Raw genomic sequence first — 19,937 nt, 5'->3', positions numbered from 1 at the left:
GAAGAATCGACCTCCGAGCGACCCGGAATCACCACAGGGGACGGCAGACGAGATCCGCGGTCCGGACCCGCCACAGGTTCGGCCGCGACAAGGTGGGGCTATGCGGCAGCGCGGAATTCTGGTGCGCCCTAAGGCGGTTGGGATCAGCGGGCTGGTTCTGCCATTCCTGCTGGCGGCCCTGACGGCATGCGGAACCACCGAGAAAGGCTCCGCCGACCGCCTCGGCACCCCCGCCTCCGGCCTTCCCCGGGCCACCGCCGCCCCCACCGCGAGCAGCGACCCGAATCGCAGCCCCGTCCCCGACCAGGGCGACCAGGGGCTGGAGGCGCACGCTGCGGTGACGGCCTATCAGGCCTGGTGGGACGTCCGCACCGAGGCGTTCAAGCGATCGAATTCGGACGGAACGGCGCTCGGCCAGTACGCCACCGGAAACGCGCTCAGCGAGGCCCTGCTCTCGCTCACCCAGCTGCACGATGCGAAACTCGTGATGACCGGAGCGCCGAAGACCTCACCCCTCGTCAAAACCCTCGACCTGCAGGCCAGTCCGCCCACCGCGTCGATCGAGGACTGCCTCGACGTCAGCGGCTGGCACCAGGTGGACGCCGCCACCCAGCAGATCAAGGATCCGCAACAACGGCCGTCCCGCTACCCCGTGACCGCGGTCCTGAAGAGATACGGAAATCGCTGGCTGATCGCCGACTTCACCCGTGAGGTGACCAAGACATGCTGAACTCCGCCTGGCGCGCAGCGCTCTGTGCACTGACCGGAATCGGACTGACGGTCGCGTTCGTCCCCTCGGCGAGCGCCGACGTGACGCCGTGCGCCGACGACATCATCTGCACAGGCATCCACGAACCCGGCAGCGGCGGAACCCCCGGCGGCGGGTCGACCGGCGGAGGCTCCGGCTCCGACACCTGCAGCTGGAACGGCCAGCCCGTGCCGTGCTGGCGCGACGACCTGGGCTGGTTCTCCAGCGGCTGCTACTACCGCCTGGCGAAGCCCCAGCCGCTGGAGACCGAGGACGTCTGGGACGGGAAGACCAGCAAGGACGGCGCGATCTACGACCGGGCCTGCCTCGGCAACGAGGCGCCCGGCTCGGTCTTCCTCGCCCAGCCGCCCGGCGGGATGAAGCCCCCGACGCCCCGGCAGCTCGCGTTCGACGCCCTCGACCAGATCAAGGTCGCCCGGCCCGTGCTGCACGCCGCCCCGCAGACCGACGCCGTGGTCGGCTCCCCGGTGTGGTTCTGGTTCGACGCCACCCCGCAGAGCGCCGGCCCGATCAGCCACGACGTCCCCGGGCCCGGCTACACCGTGACCACCACCGTGACGCTCAAGCAGGTCGTCTGGTCCGTCGACGACGGCCCCGCCGGCGGCCGCTCCCAGGAGTTCACCTGCTCGGACCCCGGCACCCCGTTCGCCGTCGGTCAGACGCCCAGCTGCAGCCACATCTTCGCCAGGAGCTCGGCCGCCATGGCCGACCACGCCTACACCGTGCGGGTCGCCCTGCTGTGGCGGGTCACCGCGAAGACCTCCGCCAACACCGACATCGACATGGCGGACTTCACCTGGCGCAGCGAGTTCCCCGGACTGACGCTGCGGATCCCGGTCAACGAGGTCCAGGTGCTGAACTGACCGGCCCGGCGGCCGGACCGCCGGCCGCCGCCCCAGCATTGACGTTCCATCACGAGTGAGAGGCCGCGAAGCGGTGGAGAACCGAAGCATGCCGACCCCGCCGCGCCGCCTCGGGGCGCGCCGGCGCAGGCCCGCCGTGCTGGCGATGGCGGCCGCGCTGATCGCCGCCGGCGGACTGGGCGGCGCGGTGCTGTACAACAGCAGCGGCCAGCGGATCGCCGTCCTGGCCCTGGCCCGCGACGTGCCGATGGGCCAGGTGATAAGCAACGACGACCTGGTGGTCGCACACATCGCCGGCGACCCCGCACTGCACCCGCTGGACGCCCGCGACCTCGAACACACCGTCGGGCTGCGCGCCACCACCGACCTCAAGCGCGGCGCCCTGCTGGTCAAGTCCGACCTGACCAGCGACCCCGCCACCCAGCCCGGCCAGCAGATCGTCGGCCTCGCCGCCAAACGCTCCCAACTCCCCGCCACCCGGCTCCAGCCCGGCCTCCAGGTGCTGATCGTCTACACCCCCGACAGCACCAAGCCCGACGGCAACACCCGCACCCCCGACACCATGACCGCCACCGTCGCCGTCGTCGGCCGCGCCGACACCGACGGCACCACCGTCATCGACGTCGCCATCGGCCCCGGCGACGGCCCCCGGCTGGCCTCCTGGGTGGCCGGCGGCAAGTTCCAGGTGATCCTCGCACCCCGAAACGCCGGGGGCTCCTGATGACCGTGGTGGCCGTGCTCGGCGGGCCGGGGGCGCCCGGGGCCACCAGCAGCGCCCTCGCCCTGCTGCTGTCCTGGCCGCTGCGCCCGGGCCGCCGGGTGCTGCTCGTCGAGTGCGACCCCGACGGTGGCGCGATCCTGGCCGGCGCCCTGGAGGGCCGCGTCGACGCCGTGTACGGACTGCGCAACCTGGCCGTCGCCGACCGGCGCGGACTGCTCGCCCAGGCCCTGTGGGAGCAGCTGCTGGACGTCTCCCCGCAGGGCAACGGCGAGCGCCTGCTGCTGCCCGGACTCACCGACCCCGCCCAGGCCCCCGGCCTCGCCTACACCTGGGAACCCCTGGTGGAGGCGCTGCGCGCGCTCGACCCCGAGGGCTACGACGTGATCCTCGACCTCGGCCGCTCCGGCGCGAACGGCCCGATGGCGGTCCTCGCCCGGCGCTCCGACGTGGTCGCCGCGACCGTCCGCACCACGCTGCGCGGACTGTCCGCGGTCCGGCCCCGGCTGGCCGCGCTGCGCGAGGACCTCGACACCAACGGCACCGGCGCGGACAGCCTCGGGCTGCTGCTGGTCGCCGAAGGCCCCTACCCCGACCACGAGGTGTCCCGGCAGTTCCAGCTGCCCGTCCTCGGCACCCTCACGCACGCGCCGCGCACCGCGCGCGTGCTGTCCGACGGCGGCGACACCACCGACCGCCGGTTCATCCGCTCCGAGCTGATGCGCACCGCCCGGACCGCCGCCGACCGGATCCAGCACCACGCCGAGGGCCGCCGCCGACGCCTCGGCCCGCAGGCCCAGCAGCCGCCGCAGCCGCCGCAGATCCAGCAGGCGCCGCGGACCCAGCCCGCCCAGCTCCCGCCGCAGCCGCCCCAGCAGGCTCAGCCGCAGCTCCAACAGCCGTACCAGGCACCGGCCCCCCGGCCGTCGACGCCCCAGCAGGCCGTACCCTCGCAGCAGATGACGCACCAACAGATGACGCACCCGCAGACGCCGCAGCCCGGAGCCCCGTTCGCGCAGCCGCCGTTCGCGGCCGGACCGGTGGGCGGCCGCCCGGAGCAGCCGTACCCACCGCAGCCGCAGCACCAGCAGCCGTACCCGCCCCAGGCGTACCCGCCGCTGCACCAGCAGCCCGTGCACCAGCAGCCCGGCCGGCCGCAGCCGTACCCGCCGCACCAACAGCCCGTCCAGCCCTCGCCCGTTCCGCCGCCGCTCGGCCAGCCGCCGCGTCCGCAGCCGGGCGGGCAGTTCACCGGCGAGTGGCCGATCCGGGTGGAGAGCCAGCCGCAGATCTCGTACGCCGCGCCGTACATCGCGCCGCCGGTGGTGCCGCAGCCGCCCGCGCCCGCGCCGTTCCCCGGACAGGACGACGGGCCCGAGGACGGCCCGGGGGAGGTGCACCGTGCGCGCTAACCCGTACCAGGGGCCGCCGCCGTACCCGGGCGGCCCGCAACAGCCCGTCAACGGGCAGGTGGTGTACGGCGGTTCGCCGGACGCCGCCGGGCTGCCGTGGGCCAAGCCGGCCGTCCCCGCGCCGATGCCCGTCGCGCCCGTGCCGCCGGCCGGGCCGGTGGCGGCCGTGCCCTCCGCCGTGCCCGCGCTCGCCGCGGCCGGCGCGGTGCCGGCCGTGGACCCGCAGGTCGCCCGGGAGCTGAAGCGGCAGGTCGCGGCCGAGCTGCACCAGCAGCTGTCCCGGCTGAACGAGGCGTCCGGCACCGAGGCCGACCGGGCCACCCGGCGCCAGCGCGGGCGGGCGCTGATCGAGGAGTCGGTGGCCCGCTGGTCCGACGCGTACGCGCAGACCCACGGCATCCCGCCGACCCGCGAACAGGACCGGGCCCTCGCCGAGGCCGTCTACGACCTGCTGTTCCGGGCCGGGCGGCTCCAGCCGTACCTGGACGACCCGGAGATCGAGAACATCCTGATCAACGGCTGCGACGACGTCTGGGTGTCCCGGGTGCACCAGCCGCTGCGCCAGGTCCCGCCGGTCGCCGACTCCGACGAGGAACTGATCGAACTGCTCCAGGACCTCGCCCGGCAGCACGGCGGCGGCGAACGCAGCCTGTCCACCGCCAGCCCGATGTTGGCGCTGCGCCTGGAGGGCGGCATGCGCCTGCAGGCGATGACCGAGGTCACCCCGCGCCCGTACGTGGCGATCCGCCGCCACCGGGTGGCCAGCGCCACCCTCCGCGACCTGGTCCAACTCGGCACCGTGGACACCACCCTGGCCGCGTTCCTGGCCGCCGCGATCCGGGCCCGGAAGAACGTGATGATCACCGGCACCCAGGGCGTCGGCAAGACCAGCCTGCTGCGCGCGATGGCCGCCGAGATCCCGCCCGACGAGCGGATCGGCACCCTGGAGTCCGAGTTCGAACTCTGGCTGCACACCCTCGGCCACCTGCGTCAGGTCGTCCCGATGGAGGCCCGCGAGGGCAACGGCGAACGCGTCGACGGCCGCCTCGCCGGCGAGCTGACCATCGGCGAACTCATCCCCGCCGCCCTGCGGATGACCCTGTCGCGGATCATCGTCGGCGAGGTCCGCTCCGGCGAAGTGGTGCCGATGCTGCGGGTGATGACCAACGGCGAGGGCGGCTCGATGTGCACCCTGCACGCCCGCGGCCCGCACATGGTGGTCGACCGGATCGCCGAACTCTGCCTCGAGTACGGCTCCCACATGACCGACAGCCTGGCGTACCGGCTCACCGCCAACGCCATCGACTTCATCGTGCACGTCACCATGGTCGACGAGACCGCCGTCGGCGGCCGCCGCCACCGGTTCGTCTCGCACGTCCTGGAGGTGGCCGGCCTCGGCGAGTCCGGACGGCCCGCGATGAACACCGTCTTCGGGCCGCGCCCGGAACTCGGCGAGGTGCGGGCCGTCCCCGTCACCCCGCCGCACTGCCTGGACGACCTGCGCCGGGCCGGATTCGACGCGGGACTGCTCGCCTCCCCGTACGGGACCTGGGGCGCGCCGCTGAACCTGCGGATCGGGGGGATGCGCTGATGCTGCTGTACGTGCTGTGCGGACTGCTCGTCGCCGGCGGACTGGTGGCCCTGGTCGCCGGACTGACCGGGCGACAGCGCGACCCCGACGAGCGGGCCAACCCGCTGGAGGGACGGCTGCACACCCTCTGGTACGGCGCGCCCGGCACCGCCTCGCCCGGCATCGCCCGGCTGCGCCGCGTCCAGCTCGCGCTGGCCCTGCTCGGCGGCCCGGCCGGCTGGCTGTTCACCGGCATCCCGCTGGTCGCCCTGCTGGTGCCCGCCGCCGTGTTCGGCCTGCCCTGGCTGTTCGACGCCACCCGCTCCGACACCCGCCGGATCGAACGCCTGGAGGCACTCGCCGAGTGGACCCAGCGCCTCGCCGACGTACTGCTGCTCGGCGTCGGCCTCAACCAGGCCATCGTGACCAGCCGCCGCACCGCACCCGCCGCCCTGGAGACCGAGATCGCCGACCTCGCCGCCCGCCTGCAGGCCCGCTGGCGCCCGGAGGACGCGCTGCGCGCCTTCGCCGACCAACTCGCCGACGCCACCGCCGACAAGGTGCTCGCCGCACTGCTGCTGCGGGCCGGCGACAGCGGCCCCGGCCTGGCCCGGGCGCTCTCCGACATGGCCGAGTCGGTGCGCGAGGAGGTCCGCCAGCGCCGCACCATCGAAGCCGACCGCGCCAAGCACCGCACCACCATCCGCTGGATGGTCGGCATCATCCTGCTGGTCGTCGTCCTCGGCTCGTTCAACTCCAGCTACACCCAGCCCTACACCACCGGCATCGGCCAACTCGTGCTCGGCGTCGTCGCGGTGGCGTTCGTGCTGGTGATCGCCTGGATGCGCGCGCTGGCCTCCTACACCCCGCTGCCGCGGATCCTGGAACAGGACCGGCGCTCCAAGGCCGGCCGGATGCCCGGACAGCGCACCGCCGAGGAGAGCCCCGACACCGCCGCCGGCGACGACACCGACCCGTTGGTCAAGGGGGCCCGATGATCTCGCCCTGGGCCGTCCTGGCCGGCGCCGCCGCGGCCGGCGGCCTCGCCCTGCTGCTCGCCGAACTCCGGCCCGCCCCACCGGACCTGGGCCAGGCCCTGGACCGGCTGCACCGCACCCCCGAACCGCGCCGGGACACCGCCGAGAACCCCGCCGACCCCTGGTACGACCGGGTCGGGACGCGCTCCCTCCAGCTGCCCGGGGTCCGCATCCCGCAGCAGGAACTCGCGCTGATCGGCCGCAGCCCCGCCCGGTTCATGGCCCACAAGGTGCTGTTCGCCGTCCTCGGCCTCGCCCTGCCCGGCTGGTTCGCCGCCCTGGCCGCCCTGTTCGGCGACGGACTGCCGCTCGCCGTCCCCGTGCTGGTCGGACCGCTGCTCGGCGCCCTGCTCTGGTTCGTCCCCGACGGCATCGTGGCCGGCGAGGCCAAGGAGGCCCGCACCGAGTACCTGCACGGCATCGCCGCCTACCTGGAACTCGTCGCGCTGGAACGCGCCGCCGACTGCGGACCCGCCGAAGCCCTGCGCCGGGCCGCCGCCGCCGGCCGCGGCACCGTGTTCCGCCGGATCCGCGACGCCCTGGAACGCGCGGCCACCGACCGGCTCCCGCCCTGGGACGGACTCGACGCCCTCGCCCAGGAGTTGGGGCTCACCCCGCTCCAGGACGTCGCCGACATCATGCGGATCTCCGGCGTCGACGGCGCCGCCGTCTACGACACCCTGCGGGCCCGCGCCAAGAGCCTGCGCGGCGAACTGCTCTCCGAGGAACTCGCCAAGGCCAACACCGACAGCGAACGGATGGTCGCCCCCGGCTCAGCGCTCACCCTGCTGATGACGGTCCTGATCGTCTTCCCGGCGCTCTACCAGATGCTGACCGTCCAATGACCCCACCGCAGGCACCCCGTCCCCCCGCACCGAACGCACCGGAGAGCACACCATGACCCGAATCCGCGCCCTGGCAACAGCAGTTCTGCTGCCGCTGCTGTTCCCCGTCCACCTGCTGCGCCCCGTCCTCGAGTTCCGCCTGGTCAAGCTGCGCGCCGCCCGGGCCTCCGGCGACCGCGGCGCGATCAGCATCGAACTCGCGCTCGCCGTCATCGTGCTGGTCGCCATCGCCGGAGCGGTGGTCTACGCGATCACCCAGCTCGGCACCAACGTGAAGAACAAGATCCCGCAGAACGTCCCGGACGGAGGCCAGGCGCCGTGACCCGACGCCCGCCCCGGCCCTTCGCCCGCGCCGCCCTGACGGCCCGACGATTCCGCGGACGCACGCTCGACGTGGGAGCGATGTCGATCAGCCTCGCCATCGTCTTCCCCGCCGTGCTGTTCGTCATCCTCCTGGTCGTGCAGGCCGGCCTCTGGTGGTACGCCGACCAGGCCGCGCTGACCGCCGCCCGGGAAGGCGTGGACGCCGGACGCGTCAACGGCGCGCACACGGACGACGGGCCGAGGCGGGCCCAGGACTTCACCGACCGGCTGGGCAACCTGGCCCGGCTGGAGCGGATCGACCCCGACAACGGCGACCCCGAGCTGTACCGGCTGTCCGTCACCGTGCACCCGGCGTCCGTGCTGCCCTTCTTCGACCGGCTCACGCTCACCAAGACCGCCAGCGCCCCCCGGGAGAAGTTCGTACCGCAGGGGCAGCCGTGACGACCCGACACCTGAAGGACGACCGCGGGTCGTTCGCGATCGAGGCCGCGATACTCGTGCCCGTGGTGCTCGCCTTCGCGCTGATGGCGGTCGCCGCCGGGCGCGTCCAGAGCACCGGCGCGATCGTGGACGCCGCCGCCCGCTCCGGCGCGCGCGCCGCGTCGCTGGCCCGCACCCCGGAGGGCGCCCGGCAGGCAGCGGCGGACGCCGTGACACAAGCCCTCGAAGACCGCCACGTGCAGTGCGCGACCGAGCCCGTGGGGGAGCCCGAGTACGGCATCCTGAACACCGACGGCGAACCGCTCACCACCATCACCGTCAAGGTCTCCTGCACCGTCGCGTTCGGCGACCTGATGGAACTGGACGGCCTGCCCGGCCACAAGACGCTCACCGGTACATTCACCTCCGTGGTGGACCGGTATCGGGGAAACTGACCGCACGGCACCACCGGATGGGGGGAGGGACTGTGAACGAACAAGGCGTGAACTGCCGTGACCGGGGCAGCATTTCGGTCATGGTCGCCGTCACCGCCGTCAGCCTGGTGGCCGTGGTCGGCCTGGTCCTCGACTGCGGCGGCCGACTGCGCGCCGTGGAACGGGCCGACGCGCTCGCCCAGGAAGCCGCCCGGGCCGGCGGACAGCAACTCGACATCGACGCGCTGCGGGCCGGCCAGGGCTACCGCTTCGACCGGGCCGCCGCCGAACGGACCGCGACCGCCTACCTGCGCAGCCACGGCGTCAAGGGCGCCATCGGCTTCCCCCGGCAGGGCGACCTCAAGACCTTCAGCGTCACCGTCGAAACGGACTACCCGACCGCGCTGCTCGGCCTGGTCGGCATCACCACACTCCCCGTGCAGGGCCACGGCAAGGCCACCCTGGTGCACGGCATCACGGAAGGGACGACCGGCTGATGGCCGCGCGCGGAGCCGACGACCAGCACCGCAAGGGCCGCCAGGAGCGGCGACCGCACCCCGGCGGCACCCCGCCCGTGCACCTGCGCCCCACCCGCCGGCGCGGCGCCGGCGGCTCGGTGTTCGCCGCGCTCGGCTCACTGCTGGCGCTGGCCCTGCTGCTGATCGGCGTACCCGCGCTGCTCGGCTACGGCACCGCCACCGTCGCCGCGATGGGCAACCCGCTGGGCCGCGGCCTGCTGGAGGCCCTCACCAGCCCCGACGACGGCAGCCTGTTCCTGTGGCTGCTGGTCGCCGTCGGCTGGCTCGGCTGGCTGTGCTTCCTGGCCTCCGTCCTGATCGAGATCCCCGCCCAGCTGCGCGGCCGGGTGGCCCGCCGGATCCCCGCCTTCGGCTGGAGCCAGCGGATCGCGGCCGGCCTGGTCGGCTCCGTCCTCGCCCTGCTCCCGGTGGCCGGCTCGGCCTTCGCCGCCACCCCCGAACTCGGCGAACGCCCCGCCGCCGTCGCCCAGTTGACGACCTCCCCGGCGCTCGCCGCGCTGCCCGCCGCCGCTCCGGCCACCGCGCCCACCGCCGACCCGCAGCAGCCGAGCTACACCGTCCGCGACTCCCGGCCCGCCGACAGCCTGTGGTCCATCGCCGAACGCCAACTCGGCTCCGGCGACCGCTGGACGGAGATCGCCAAGCTGAACGCGGGCCGCCCGATGGACGACTCCGGCACCCGCTTCGACGCCGACCGGCCGATCCAGCCCGGCTGGCAGCTGCTGATGCCCGCCGACGCCAAGCCCGACGGCGCCGCCGCCCCGGCGGCCGACGCCGCCGCCGGTGGAAGCAACCGGAGCGCCGCCGTCACCCCGCCCGGACTGTCCGCGGCCGCCCACGCCACCGTCACCGTGCACGGCGGCGACTCGCTGTCCTCCATCGCCCAGCGGGAGTTGGGCGACGGCGACCGCTGGCCCGAGCTGTTCGACGCCAACAAGGGCGTCACCGCCCCCGACGGCGAGAAGCTCACCGACCCGGACGTGCTCGCCCCCGGCATGGTGCTCACCGTCCCCGGCGCGCAGCCGGCCCCCGCGCAGCCGCCCGTTCCCCAGACGCCCGCTCCGCAGCCGCCGGACGCCCAGTCGCCGACCGCCCCGCTGCCCGCTCCGCAGCTGACCGTTCCGCGCAGCCACGCACCCGAGCGGCCGGAGGTCGACGAGCGGACGGCACCGCCGGCGCAGACGCCGGTGGCCGAGACGCCTGCCGCCCAGCCGCCCGCTGCCCAGCCGCCCGCCGTCGAGACGCCCGCCGCTCAGCCGCCGGCCGCTCAGACACCGGCTGCCGAGACGCCCGCCGCCCAGCCGCCTGCGCCGCAGGACAGCGCGCCCGCCGCAGACCTGCCCGCCGCCGGCGACCAGCAGCAGGCGCACCACGGTGACGACTACACCGTGCCGCTGGCGGTCTCCACCATCGGCGTGCTGATGGCCGCAGCCCTGATCACCCTGGTCGCCCGCCGCCGCACCGACCAGCAGCGGGCCCGCCGCCCCCGGCACCGGATCGCCCTGCCGTCCGGCCCCGCCGGGCGCCTGGAGGCCGAGCTGAAGGCCCGTCAGAACGACGGCGGCCTGGACCTGCTCAACCGCGCGCTGCGCACCCTCGGCCGCAACACCGTCCGCGGCGACAAGCGGCTGCCCGCCCTGGTCGCCGCCCGGATCACCACCGCCGGCACCGTCGAACTGCACCTCGCCGCGCCCGCCGTGCCGATCGCCCCGTTCCGGGCCGCGCACGCCCCCAACGTGTGGTGGTGCCCGGACGACTCCGGCGAACTGCTGTCCGCCGGACAGGCCGCCAAGTACAGCGCCCCCTACCCGGCGCTGGTCACCCTCGGTAACAGCCCCGACGGCTCCACCGTCCTCGCCGACCTGGAGACCGTCCGCCTGGTCCACCTCTCCGGGCACCCCGACGACGCCGACGACGTGCTGCGCACCCTCGCCGTCGAACTCGCCCACAGCCCGCTCGCCGACCGCCTCCACCTGCACCTGGTCGGCATCGCCACCGACCTGCCCGCCGCCGGCCCCGCCACCGACCGGGTCCACCACCACGCCACCCTGGAGGCCGCGCTCGCCGCGCTCGGCCCGCGCACCGCCAAGGCCCGAGCCACCCTGGTCGCCGCCGAGGCCGGCAGCCCCCGCGAGGCCCGCAGTCGGGGCAGCGCCGACGAGGCGTGGGTGCCGGAGATCGTGCTCTCCGCACAGCCGCCCGCCGGCACCATCCCCGCCGAGCTCGGCCGCCTGCTCGACGGCCGCCCCCGCACCTGCCTGGCCGTCCTCACCCGCGCCCCCGAGCGCGGCGCCGGCCCGGTCGCCCGCTGGACGCTCCCCGCGACCGGCCAGTCCACGCTGCCCGGGCTGCACCTGAGCGTCGAACTCCAGCGCCTGAGCCGCGAACAGTACGACCAGCTCGGCGAACTCGTCCGCGCCTCCGGCGACTTCACCCAGCACCCGGCCCCCGAGTGGACCTTCGACGGCCCGCACAACGGCCCCGAGGACGAGGAGGAGCTCCCGCTGCCCGCCGTCCCCGCGCTGGCCACCGTCGGCGCGGCGATCGCCACCCACCCCGGGCTGATCGGCCTCGACGCCGAGCCCGTCGCGTTCGCCTCCGAACGGTCCGCCGAACGGCTCTCCGAGCGGCCCTCCGGCCGGTCCTCCGAGCGGGCCGACACCGCGCTCGACGCCCGGCTGATCGCCCTGCTCGGCGGCCCCGGCGGAGCGCAGCAGGACGTCACCGACGCACCGTCACCGCTCTCGCTCGCCAAGCCCGCCGCCGACGGCGACGCCGCCGGACCGTGCGTGGTGGCCCGGGTCGTCCCCACCGGCAGCAGCCCGTTCGCGGGGCTCGTCCCCACCGCCCCCACCAACCCCTACGCCGTCATCCCGGTCTCCCCGGTCGCCCCCGTCCCGCCGGCGGCCCCCGTCCCGCCCGCGGCCGCCGAGCCTGTTGCGCCCCGGCACGCCGCCAACGGGCAGGCCCGTAAGGCCACCACCCCGCCGCACGGCACCCGCATCGACCCGCGTCTCGGCGCCTACCCGACCTCGGCGGACAGCCCCGTCGAGCAGGGCCCGGACGCCACCGACACCGCCGAACTCCCGCCCGTGGACGCCGCTCCGGCGCCGGTCGCGGAGCCGGTGCAGTACGGCGAGGGCACGCAGTACTTCGAACTCCTGCCGGCCGAGAGCGCCCCGGAGCCGAGCACGGAGCCGGCCGTGGAGCCGGTCGCGGAACCCGCTGCGGAGGGCACCCAGTACTTCGAGCTCCCGCCCGTCGCGACCGTCCCCGAGATCGCCCCCGCCCCGGTCGCGCCGGTTGCCCCCGCCGCGCCCGCCGCGCCCGTGGTGCCCTCGGTGGCCGAGCCCACGCCGATGCACGACCAGGCGGAGGCGCCCGACCCGCACGGCGTGAGCATCGCCGCCCGGCCGTCCGCCCGGCCCGGAAGCACTGCCTCCCGGACCGACAGTGACGACCTGTTGGCGATCCTGCGCTCCCCGGAGGCGCACCACCTGCGCTCCGCACCCCGGATCCGGCTGCTCGGCCCGGTGGACGTCCTCGGGGTTGCGGGGACCATCGACCCGGCGGGCCGCCCCCGGCTGACCGAACTCGCCGCGTACCTGGCGCTGCGCCCCGGCTCCGAGCACTCGACGATCGACCGGGACATCCACCCCGGCGCCGCCCACCTCGACCCGAAGGCCACCGCGGAGCGCCTCGCCGAGCCGCTGCCCGTCAAACTCGCCGCGCTGGCAGCCTGGTTGGGCACCTCTCCGGAGGGCCGCGACTACCTGGCCGCGGAACCCGCCGAGACGTACACCTTCGCGCCGACGGTCGGCTGCGACTGGGACGAGTTCCGCAGCCTGTACCGGCGCGGCATGCGTTCCACCTCCACCACCGCGGACGCCGCACTCGCGCACGCCCTCGCCCTGGTCCGCGGCGCCCCGTTCGCCGAGGCCCCGGCCGGCACCTTCGCGTGGGCGGAGACCGAACGCCAGGACATGCTGGCGGCGATCGTCGACACGGCCCACGAACTCGCCGCCCGCCGCCTCCAGTACGGCGACCACCGCACCGCCGAGGCCGCCATCTTCCGCGCCCTCGCCGTCGCCCCGGACGTCGAACTCCTGCACCGCGACCTGTTCTACGCGTACGCCTCGGCCGGCGCCCGCGACCAACTCGTCCGCGCCGTCAACCGCCTCGACGCCCTCAGCCGCCGCACCGGCCGCGACCTCGACCCCGACACGGTCGCCCTGCTCCGCGACCTCCTCACCGGAGGCTGAGCTCGCACCGGGACCGGCGAGGAGAGGTGACGAAGGCCCGGGCCGCTCAGCGGTCCGGGCCTTCGAACGACCGCCTGTCCGACGACCGGGCCACCGCCTGGACGTCTGCTTGGTCGCCCGGCCGGTCACGGCCTCGTGCTGATCGCTTCGGCGACGGCGCCGGGCAGCCAGTCGGTGGTGCGGGAGAAGGCGAAACCGAGATTCTTCGCACGGGCGTTGCTCATGGCGTAGTGCCGGTCGAACGAGAACGGCGAAGCTTCCCCGCCCACCGGGACGGTCCGCAGGACGGGCTCCCGGCCGACCCCCTCGGCGACGATCGCGGCGAGGCCGTGCACGTCGAGCAGGCCGTCGGAGCAGGCGTTGACCGGGCCGGTGAACTCGGCGACGGCCGCCCACACCAGCAGCTCGGCCAGCTCCCGGCAGTGAATGAAGACGGTGGGCAGCGCCTCCGCGTGCACGTCGACCGCCCGGCCCTCGGCGATCCGCTCGACGTAGTGCGCCAATCGCCCGGTGAACTCCTGCGCGCCGCCGCCCAGGACGTGCGCGCTGCGCACAGCGGCGAACTCGACGCCACCGGCACGGGCGAACACGGCCTCCGCCTGCCGCTTGCCCTCGGCGTAGTGCGCCGCTCGGTACGCGTCGTCCTCCCACGGTGCATCCATGGCCACCGGCCAGCCGCCCAGGTCCACCACCTCCTCCGGCACCGGCACCTCCGCCGCCAGGGCCGGCAGCGGGCCGCTCCGCGGGTCGTAGACCTCGATCGTGGAGGTCATCACGTACCGCCGAGTCCGACCGGCGAAGACCCGGACGGCGACGGCGGCCTGCACGGGGGTGTAGCAGACCTGATCCACCACGACGTCGAAGGCGCGGCTGCCGAGGGCGGCCGTCAGGGCGGCCTCGTCATTCCGATCGACCACGAGGTGCTCGACGCCGACGGGCGGCGGGACGGAACCACGGTTGATCACCGTGACCTGGTGCCCTGCGGCCAGCAGTCGTTCGACCAGGAGCTTCCCGAAGTACCGGCTTCCGCCGATGACACAGATCTTTCGCATGCGCCCATGGTGGTAGCGGGTGGGCATCAGTAGAAGTCCCGACTTGCAGGGCAGATGTGAAGAAGAACTGTTGATCGAACGGACGGTCCGAGGCCTCCGCACTCCAGCGCGGGTTCGCCGGGTTGCTCCTCCCGTAGGGGGAGGTCGGAGGATGGCGGGATGACAGGCGACACGCGCTACTCGATCGGTGCGTTGGCCCGGCGGACCGGGCTGACGGTCAAGGCGATCCGGTTCTACTCCGATCGGGGCATCGTGCCGCCCACCGGCCGTACCCCGGCCGGGCACCGCTGGTACGGCGTCGACGCCGTCGCACGGCTGGACCTGGTGCGGACGCTGCGCGATCTGGGGCTGGGGCTTCCGGCGATTCGGAGGGTCGTGGACCGGGAGCTGTCGCTGTGCGAGGTCGCGGCTGCGCACGCCGAGGCGCTTGCCGTGCAGATCGACGTGCTGCGGCTGCGGCGTGCGGTACTGACGGCGGTGGCCAGGCGCGGGGCGACACCCGAGGAGACCGAATTGATGCACCGACTGGCCAAGCTCTCGGCGGACGAACGCCGGCGGCTGATCGAGGACTTCCTCGACGCCGCCCTCGGGGACGCCCCCGAACTCGCCGGCGCCAGGCGCACGTTGACCCCGGAGCTGCCCGACGATCCGGATGCCCGTCAGGTCGAGGCCTGGCTGGAGTTGGCGGAACTCACCCAGGACCCGGAGTTCCGCGCCGTCGTCCGGCAGTTGGCCGACGGGCGCCGTCCCGGCCTGCACCGGGACGCGGTCGCTCTGGTCCGCGACCGGGCCGCCCCGGCGGTGACCGCCGGCCTGGACCCGGCGTCCGCGCAGGCGGATCCGGTGGTCGAGGCGGTGACGGCCCAGTACGCCGAGGAGCTGGCCCGGCCCGACGACGTCGAGCTGCGCCGTCACCTGTGGACGTACCTGGAGGCGGCGAACGATCCGCGCCGCGAGCAGTACCTGCGGCTGCTCGCAGTGATCAACGGCTGGACGGCCCCGGAGGGTCTCACCCCGGTCCTCACCTGGTTCACCCGCGCCCTGGCCGCCCGCCTCCCGGGCTGACGTGCCATCATCTGCGGCATGCGCCTCACCGGAGACGGAGCCGTCGCGGCCTCGCGGCTCGTCCTGATCGACGAGTTCGAGACCGACGACGGCTACGCGTTCGTTCCGACCCGCCCGCTGTTCCTGGCCGCCGGCGACCGGGTGGAGCTCGCCGACCCCGGTCCGGCCGTCGTGCGGGCGGACGGTACGCGGCACCTGCTGGACGGCGGCTGGGAGACCCGGTGCCGGTGGAGTGTCAGGAGACGTTGAGCGCCAGGTCGTCGAGGACGAACGAGGTCTGCTTCTGGTAGTCCTCGGCGCCGATGAAGGTCAGTGTCACGGTCTGGCCCGCGTAGGCGGAGAGGTCGACGGTGTGCTGGGTGTAGCCGGTGTTGTGGTCGAGGTTGGAGTGGGTGGCGACGGTGGCGCCGTTGGCGGTGACGGTGAGCTTGTCGTAGGCGGTGGTGGCGCTGGTCTCGGCGGTGTCGACGTGCAGCCAGTAGGTGAGGCTCGCGGCGCAGCCGGCCGGGACGGTGACGGTCTGGGTGAGGGTCTCGGTGCGGGTGGTGCCGTAGCCGTCCAGCCAGACGTCCCAACTGCCGCTGCGGGCGGGCTCGGTGGCGGCGCTGTTGACGGTGCCGGCGGTGCCGGTCCAGGGGCTGAGGGCGCCGGTCTCGAAGCCGGGGTTGCCGAGCAGCTGGGTGGGCGTGCAGGAGCCGGTGGGCGGCGGGGTGGTGCCGCCGGTGCTCGGGACGCGGTTGAAATCGGCGGTGAAGGTGGACTCGATGCCGGAGATCACGGCCGGGTCGGCGATGATCAGGCCGAGTTCGCGGTTGTGGTTGAGCGAGTTGTCGGAGAAGTTCTCCGAACCGGCGAACACCTTCGCGGTCGAGGTGCCGTAGTCCGCGACGATCGCCTTCGCGTGCACGTAGAACCCGGTGCTGCTGGTGTACGTGGTGACCTTGCCGCCCGCCGCGGTGACCTGGTTGAACTGCGCGGTGTACTTCGCGGAGGTGTCCTCGGCGACCACCCGCACCGTCACGCCGCGCTGCTCGGCGGCGACGATCGCGTTGACCAGCGCGGTGTCGCCGAACTCCTCCTGCTCGACGTCCAGGCTGTGCTGGGCGCCGTTGATCAGCGCGAGCAGCCGGTTCTGCGAGTCGGTGGGCGACCACACCAGGTCGGTCCCGTCGGACGGGGTGACGGCGGTGTGCGCGTAGTCCGCGTCGAAGACCTGCTCGATCGCGGCGACGTCGGCCGCATCGGTGTCCAGCACGCCGTAGTCGCGGGAGGTGGCGTAGTAGGTGGTGTCGAAGTTGCCGGTGGAGACGTACGACCTGGCGCCGTCCACGGTGATGGTCTTCTGGTGGGTGTAGGTGAACGAGGTGGACGAGTAGACCACGCTCACCCCGCCGGCGGTCAGCGCGTTGTACGCGGCGCTGTTGACGGTGCTGTGGTTGGGGTCCATCACCACCCGGACCTTCACGCCCGCCTTCTGGCGGTTCACCAGCGCCGTGGTGAGGTTGGTGTCGCGCAGCTCGTAGATGGTGACGTCGACCGACCTGGTGGCCGAGTTCACCAGGCCGTAGATCGCGCTCTCGCCCTGGTCGGGCAGGACGACCAGGGTGTAGGCGCCGGTGGCGGCGTGGCCGGCGGTGGCCGGGGCGAGCGCGGTGGCGGCGACGGTGGCACCGGCGGCGAGGGTGCGCAGCAGGCGGCGGGTGAGGCTCATGGCGGGGCTCCAGCTGTCGGGTGCACATACGGAAGTGACGCGCGTAGCGCCGCCCAGTAAGACACGCCCTGACGGCCGATCAGAAGAGTCCGGACATGACAGATCGCTGAACAGGAATACTTTTACCGGGACCCGGACAACCGTTGACCGGACGTTCTGTCCCGCGTTCGCCCCGCCACCCCGGCTCGCGCGGAGGTTCGAGCCCGGGTGAGGGGCGACCCGTCGGCTGCGCCGTCACCCGGACGAGTCACCGTCGGCCGCGGCCTCCAGCACGGCGAGGTCGAGCCTGGTCATGGCGAGCATCGCCGTCACCGTCCGGTTCGCCCGCTCCGGGTCCGGGTCGTTCAGCAGCTCCAGCAGCCGGCGCGGCACGATCTGCCAGGACAGGCCGAAACGGTCCTTCAGCCAGCCGCACTGGCCGGGCTCCCCGCCGTCCGCGGTCAGCAACTCCCAGTAGCGGTCCACCTCGGCCTGGTCGTCGCAGTCCACCTGGAGCGAGAACGCCTCGTTGAAGGTGAACATCGGCCCGCCGTTCAGCGCCCGGTACTCCCGGCCGAACAGTTCGAACGACACCAGCATCACGCTGCCCGCCGGGCCCGGCCCGGCCTCCGAGTAGTGCTTGACGTCCGTCACCCGGCCGTCCCGGAACACCGAGAGGTAGAACGCGACCGCCTGCTCGGCCTGGTGGTCGAACCACAGGAACGGGGTGATCTTCTCCGCCATCGGGGGAACGCCTTTCGTCGCTGTTCGAGGCCTGCCGCATCGACGCTAGCCCGGCAGGTCCGGCGGGAGCGGGCGGCGCTCCGGCGGTGCGCCAGGTCGGGGGACGGGCCGAGGGGACGGGCCGAGGCGGCGGGTCGAGGGGGCGGGCCGGGGGAGAGCTCGGGGGACAGGTGGGGGCGGAATGCGGGGCGGGGCCGTGCGGGCCGTGGCAGAGTCGGTGCCATGACGCTCCCGGACCCGGTCACCCCGCCCGCCGCCGACCTCCCGCCCGTCGCCGGCCTGCCCACCGCCGCCGAACAGGCCGAGCGCGACCCGGCCCAACGCGCCCTCGCCGCCCCGCTGCTGACGGAGTTCACCGCCCGCCTGCACACCGTCACCCCCGTCACCGCGCTCTGGGTGCACGGCTCGCTCGCGCTCGGCGACTACCGGCACGGCCGCAGCGACCTCGACCTGATCGCCGTCCTGCCGACCGCGCCGGACCGCCGGCTGCGCACCGAACTCGCGCTCCTGCACCAGCAGTTGATCGCCGACCGGTCGCCCGCGGAGAAGCTGCACTGCACCTACCTGTCGCAGGACGCGCTCGCCGACCCGGCCGTCGACCACTTCACCTTCGCCCAGGGCGAGCCGATGGACCGGCCGGTCACCGCCGTCACCAGGCGCGAACTCCTGGACGGCGGAATGCGGTTGGCCGGTGCCGAGGCGGTCGCGCTGCTGCCCCCGGTGGGCGACCAGGAGTTGCACGCGCACCTCCGCACCGACCTGCGCACCTACTGGTACCCCGTCACCGACCGCCCCGGACCGTGGCAGCGCGACATCTGGGTGGACTTCGGCCCGATCACCACCACCCGCGCCACCGTCGCCCTCCGCGAGAGCCGCCTGATCACCAAGCGCGAGGCGATCGCCCGACTTCCGTCCCTGGACGCCCCGTCCGAGCTGGTCGCGGACATCGTCGCCCGCCGCTACGGCACACCGCTGCCGCTCACCGGGGAACAGCGCGACCAGCGCGCCGAGCAGGCCCGGCTGTTCACCCGCTCGGCGATCGAACGGGCGCTGGAGTGACGGGAGTTCGGCCGAGGACGGACAGCGCCGCGCGGAGCGAGCCGTAGCCGTCGGCCGGGTCGGCACGGTCGCGCAGGCAGCGGTGGACGGCGGCGGTCAGTTCGAGCCGCGGGCCGATCCGGCGGTCGATCAGGGCCACCGCGAGCCGGGGACGGGTCTCGGCGTCGACGTCCTCGTTGTTGCGCAGCGGGAGCCAGCGGGCGCCCCGGGCGCGGCAGGCGGTCTCGCCGAGGTACCAGAGCGCACAGTCGAAGACCGGATCGTCGAACAGGCGGATCACGGACGGGAGATGCGCGATCCGGTAGCGCTCCACTGCCGCCATGTGGTCCAACTTGTCGGCCAGGCCCAGGGTGTGGACGCGCTGCCGCAGCACCTCCTCCAGCGCCTCCAACGACCGCTCCGAGAAGTCGAGTTCACCCTCCCGGCCGGTGGCCCGCGCCCACAGCGGGAACGCCTCCTCGCGAATCGCCAGCCAGAGCGCGAGGTCCTGGCCGGGCCGGCCGGGGTCGAGCGGTCCGGGCGCGTCGGGCCGGGGGCGGCTGCCCCGGTTCTGCCCCGGCCGGGTGCGGGCCAGGTCCAGGGCCCGGTCCACCACCGAATCCCAGAACGCATAGCCCTCCAGCGTCTCCGCCAGCCGGTCGCCCGCCGGCGGGCCGGCCGCCGCGACCACCGTGTCGAGCGCGGCGCACATCGGGAAGTCGTCCTCGTACAACTCCTCGGCCTCGGCCAGCTCCTGGGCCTCCTCCTCGTCCAGCACCTCCTTCGGCAGCCGCAGCAGCGGCTGCAGCCGCCCGGGCGCATGGGGTGCAGGCTCGGGCGAACAGTGCCACAGCGCACCGTAGTTGCGGACGTGCACCTCGCCGAAGTACCAGGCCGCAGCGGTCAGGAACGGCTCGTTCCGCGCCGCGTCCGCCTGCTCCCGGTCCGGGAAGCGCTCCCGAACGGTCCGCTCCAGGCGGGGAAGCGAGCCGGTGTCGAAGTCCCAGCCGCCGCCGGTGAGTTCGGCCCAGGCGGGAAACCCGTCCCGGCCCTCGGTCAGCCAGGCGTTCAGCCGGGGATTGTCACGCCACTCGGGGTCGTCGATGGTGGTCATGGCCGCCGAGAGTAGGCGGCGGGACGGACAGTCGACGGTCC

General features: G+C 74.2%; 19 protein-coding genes. 15 read left to right on the top strand and 4 right to left on the bottom strand.

Annotated features, from left to right (window positions below; all coding sequences use genetic code 11):
• Positions 1-100: 100 nt before the first annotated feature.
• The 12 genes from ACI1MP_RS05225 (at position 101) to ACI1MP_RS05170 (ending at position 13,193) form a co-directional block, all read left to right on the top strand.
• Positions 101-730: a hypothetical protein gene (locus tag ACI1MP_RS05225; RefSeq protein ID WP_404867850.1), complete on the top strand. Its 630-nt coding sequence runs from the start codon at positions 101-103 to the stop codon at positions 728-730.
• Entirely contained in the window at positions 724-1,632 is a 909-nt protein-coding gene (locus ACI1MP_RS05220; protein WP_404867849.1) for a hypothetical protein, read from the top strand. The genes ACI1MP_RS05225 and ACI1MP_RS05220 overlap by 7 nt, the downstream gene beginning before the upstream one ends.
• Before the next feature lie 88 nt (positions 1,633-1,720).
• Positions 1,721-2,353 (top strand): SAF domain-containing protein, encoded by a 633-nt coding sequence (locus tag ACI1MP_RS05215; protein WP_100584838.1) that lies wholly within the window; start codon positions 1,721-1,723, stop codon positions 2,351-2,353.
• Entirely contained in the window at positions 2,353-3,762 is a 1,410-nt protein-coding gene (locus ACI1MP_RS05210; RefSeq protein ID WP_404867848.1) for a hypothetical protein, read from the top strand. Before ACI1MP_RS05215 ends, ACI1MP_RS05210 begins: the two co-directional genes overlap by 1 nt.
• Positions 3,752-5,353 (top strand): CpaF family protein, encoded by a 1,602-nt coding sequence (locus ACI1MP_RS05205; protein WP_404867847.1) that lies wholly within the window; start codon positions 3,752-3,754, stop codon positions 5,351-5,353. The genes ACI1MP_RS05210 and ACI1MP_RS05205 overlap by 11 nt, the downstream gene beginning before the upstream one ends.
• Positions 5,353-6,330, top strand: coding sequence for a type II secretion system F family protein (locus tag ACI1MP_RS05200; protein WP_404867846.1), 978 nt, complete (start codon positions 5,353-5,355; stop codon positions 6,328-6,330). Before ACI1MP_RS05205 ends, ACI1MP_RS05200 begins: the two co-directional genes overlap by 1 nt.
• The gene (locus ACI1MP_RS05195; protein WP_043911271.1) at positions 6,327-7,214 is read left to right on the top strand and encodes a hypothetical protein; all 888 of its coding nucleotides are present in this window, start codon (positions 6,327-6,329) and stop codon (positions 7,212-7,214) included. The genes ACI1MP_RS05200 and ACI1MP_RS05195 overlap by 4 nt, the downstream gene beginning before the upstream one ends.
• 52 nt (positions 7,215-7,266) lie before the next feature.
• Complete coding sequence (locus ACI1MP_RS05190; RefSeq protein ID WP_035868447.1) at positions 7,267-7,536, top strand: hypothetical protein; 270 nt, start codon at positions 7,267-7,269, stop codon at positions 7,534-7,536.
• Positions 7,533-7,979, top strand: a complete 447-nt coding sequence (locus tag ACI1MP_RS05185) for a TadE family protein (protein WP_100584834.1) — start codon at positions 7,533-7,535, stop codon at positions 7,977-7,979. The genes ACI1MP_RS05190 and ACI1MP_RS05185 overlap by 4 nt, the downstream gene beginning before the upstream one ends.
• Positions 7,976-8,413: a TadE/TadG family type IV pilus assembly protein gene (locus ACI1MP_RS05180; RefSeq protein WP_157815411.1), complete on the top strand. Its 438-nt coding sequence runs from the start codon at positions 7,976-7,978 to the stop codon at positions 8,411-8,413. Before ACI1MP_RS05185 ends, ACI1MP_RS05180 begins: the two co-directional genes overlap by 4 nt.
• A gap of 80 nt (positions 8,414-8,493) precedes the next feature.
• Positions 8,494-8,889: a hypothetical protein gene (locus tag ACI1MP_RS05175; RefSeq protein ID WP_152645006.1), complete on the top strand. Its 396-nt coding sequence runs from the start codon at positions 8,494-8,496 to the stop codon at positions 8,887-8,889.
• Positions 8,889-13,193 carry a BTAD domain-containing putative transcriptional regulator gene (locus ACI1MP_RS05170; protein ID WP_404867845.1) on the top strand — a complete coding sequence of 1,435 codons (4,305 nt, stop codon included), beginning with the start codon at positions 8,889-8,891 and terminating at the stop codon, positions 13,191-13,193. Before ACI1MP_RS05175 ends, ACI1MP_RS05170 begins: the two co-directional genes overlap by 1 nt.
• Positions 13,194-13,318: 125 nt before the next feature.
• Here the strand turns inward: ACI1MP_RS05170 and ACI1MP_RS05165 are convergent, their stop codons facing one another.
• Positions 13,319-14,245, bottom strand: a complete 927-nt coding sequence (locus ACI1MP_RS05165) for an NAD-dependent epimerase/dehydratase family protein (RefSeq protein ID WP_404867844.1) — start codon at positions 14,243-14,245, stop codon at positions 13,319-13,321.
• A gap of 159 nt (positions 14,246-14,404) precedes the next feature.
• On the opposite strand from ACI1MP_RS05165, the gene ACI1MP_RS05160 reads away from it, so the two are divergent.
• Both ACI1MP_RS05160 and ACI1MP_RS05155 read left to right on the top strand, forming a co-directional pair.
• The gene (locus tag ACI1MP_RS05160; protein WP_404867843.1) at positions 14,405-15,310 is read left to right on the top strand and encodes a MerR family transcriptional regulator; all 906 of its coding nucleotides are present in this window, start codon (positions 14,405-14,407) and stop codon (positions 15,308-15,310) included.
• Positions 15,311-15,328: 18 nt separating this feature from the next.
• The gene (locus tag ACI1MP_RS05155; RefSeq protein ID WP_404867842.1) at positions 15,329-15,559 is read left to right on the top strand and encodes a hypothetical protein; all 231 of its coding nucleotides are present in this window, start codon (positions 15,329-15,331) and stop codon (positions 15,557-15,559) included.
• On the opposite strand, the gene ACI1MP_RS05150 is transcribed toward ACI1MP_RS05155, so the two are convergent.
• Both ACI1MP_RS05150 and ACI1MP_RS05145 read right to left on the bottom strand, forming a co-directional pair.
• The gene (locus ACI1MP_RS05150; protein ID WP_404867841.1) at positions 15,546-17,021 is read right to left on the bottom strand and encodes a phospholipase D-like domain-containing protein; all 1,476 of its coding nucleotides are present in this window, start codon (positions 17,019-17,021) and stop codon (positions 15,546-15,548) included. The two genes, ACI1MP_RS05155 and ACI1MP_RS05150, sit on opposite strands and share 14 nt — an antisense overlap.
• Before the next feature lie 234 nt (positions 17,022-17,255).
• Positions 17,256-17,744, bottom strand: coding sequence for a VOC family protein (locus tag ACI1MP_RS05145; protein ID WP_363469846.1), 489 nt, complete (start codon positions 17,742-17,744; stop codon positions 17,256-17,258).
• A 222-nt stretch (positions 17,745-17,966) separates the two neighbouring features.
• Here ACI1MP_RS05145 and ACI1MP_RS05140 point away from each other — a divergent pair, with 222 nt between their 5' ends.
• A complete protein-coding gene (locus ACI1MP_RS05140) occupies positions 17,967-18,803 on the top strand; it encodes a nucleotidyltransferase domain-containing protein (protein ID WP_380332762.1) in 837 nt (278 codons plus the stop codon).
• On the opposite strand, the gene ACI1MP_RS05135 is transcribed toward ACI1MP_RS05140, so the two are convergent.
• Positions 18,769-19,896 carry a hypothetical protein gene (locus ACI1MP_RS05135; protein ID WP_404867840.1) on the bottom strand — a complete coding sequence of 376 codons (1,128 nt, stop codon included), beginning with the start codon at positions 19,894-19,896 and terminating at the stop codon, positions 18,769-18,771. The two genes, ACI1MP_RS05140 and ACI1MP_RS05135, sit on opposite strands and share 35 nt — an antisense overlap.
• Between the last annotated feature and the right edge of the window lie 41 nt (positions 19,897-19,937).

Source organism: Kitasatospora griseola (assembly GCF_044999035.1).
GTDB classification, from domain to species: Bacteria; Actinomycetota; Actinomycetes; order Streptomycetales; family Streptomycetaceae; genus Kitasatospora; species Kitasatospora griseola.
Note: the sequence above shows the minus strand (reverse complement) of the source record. Positions and strands in the feature narration are given on the sequence as shown.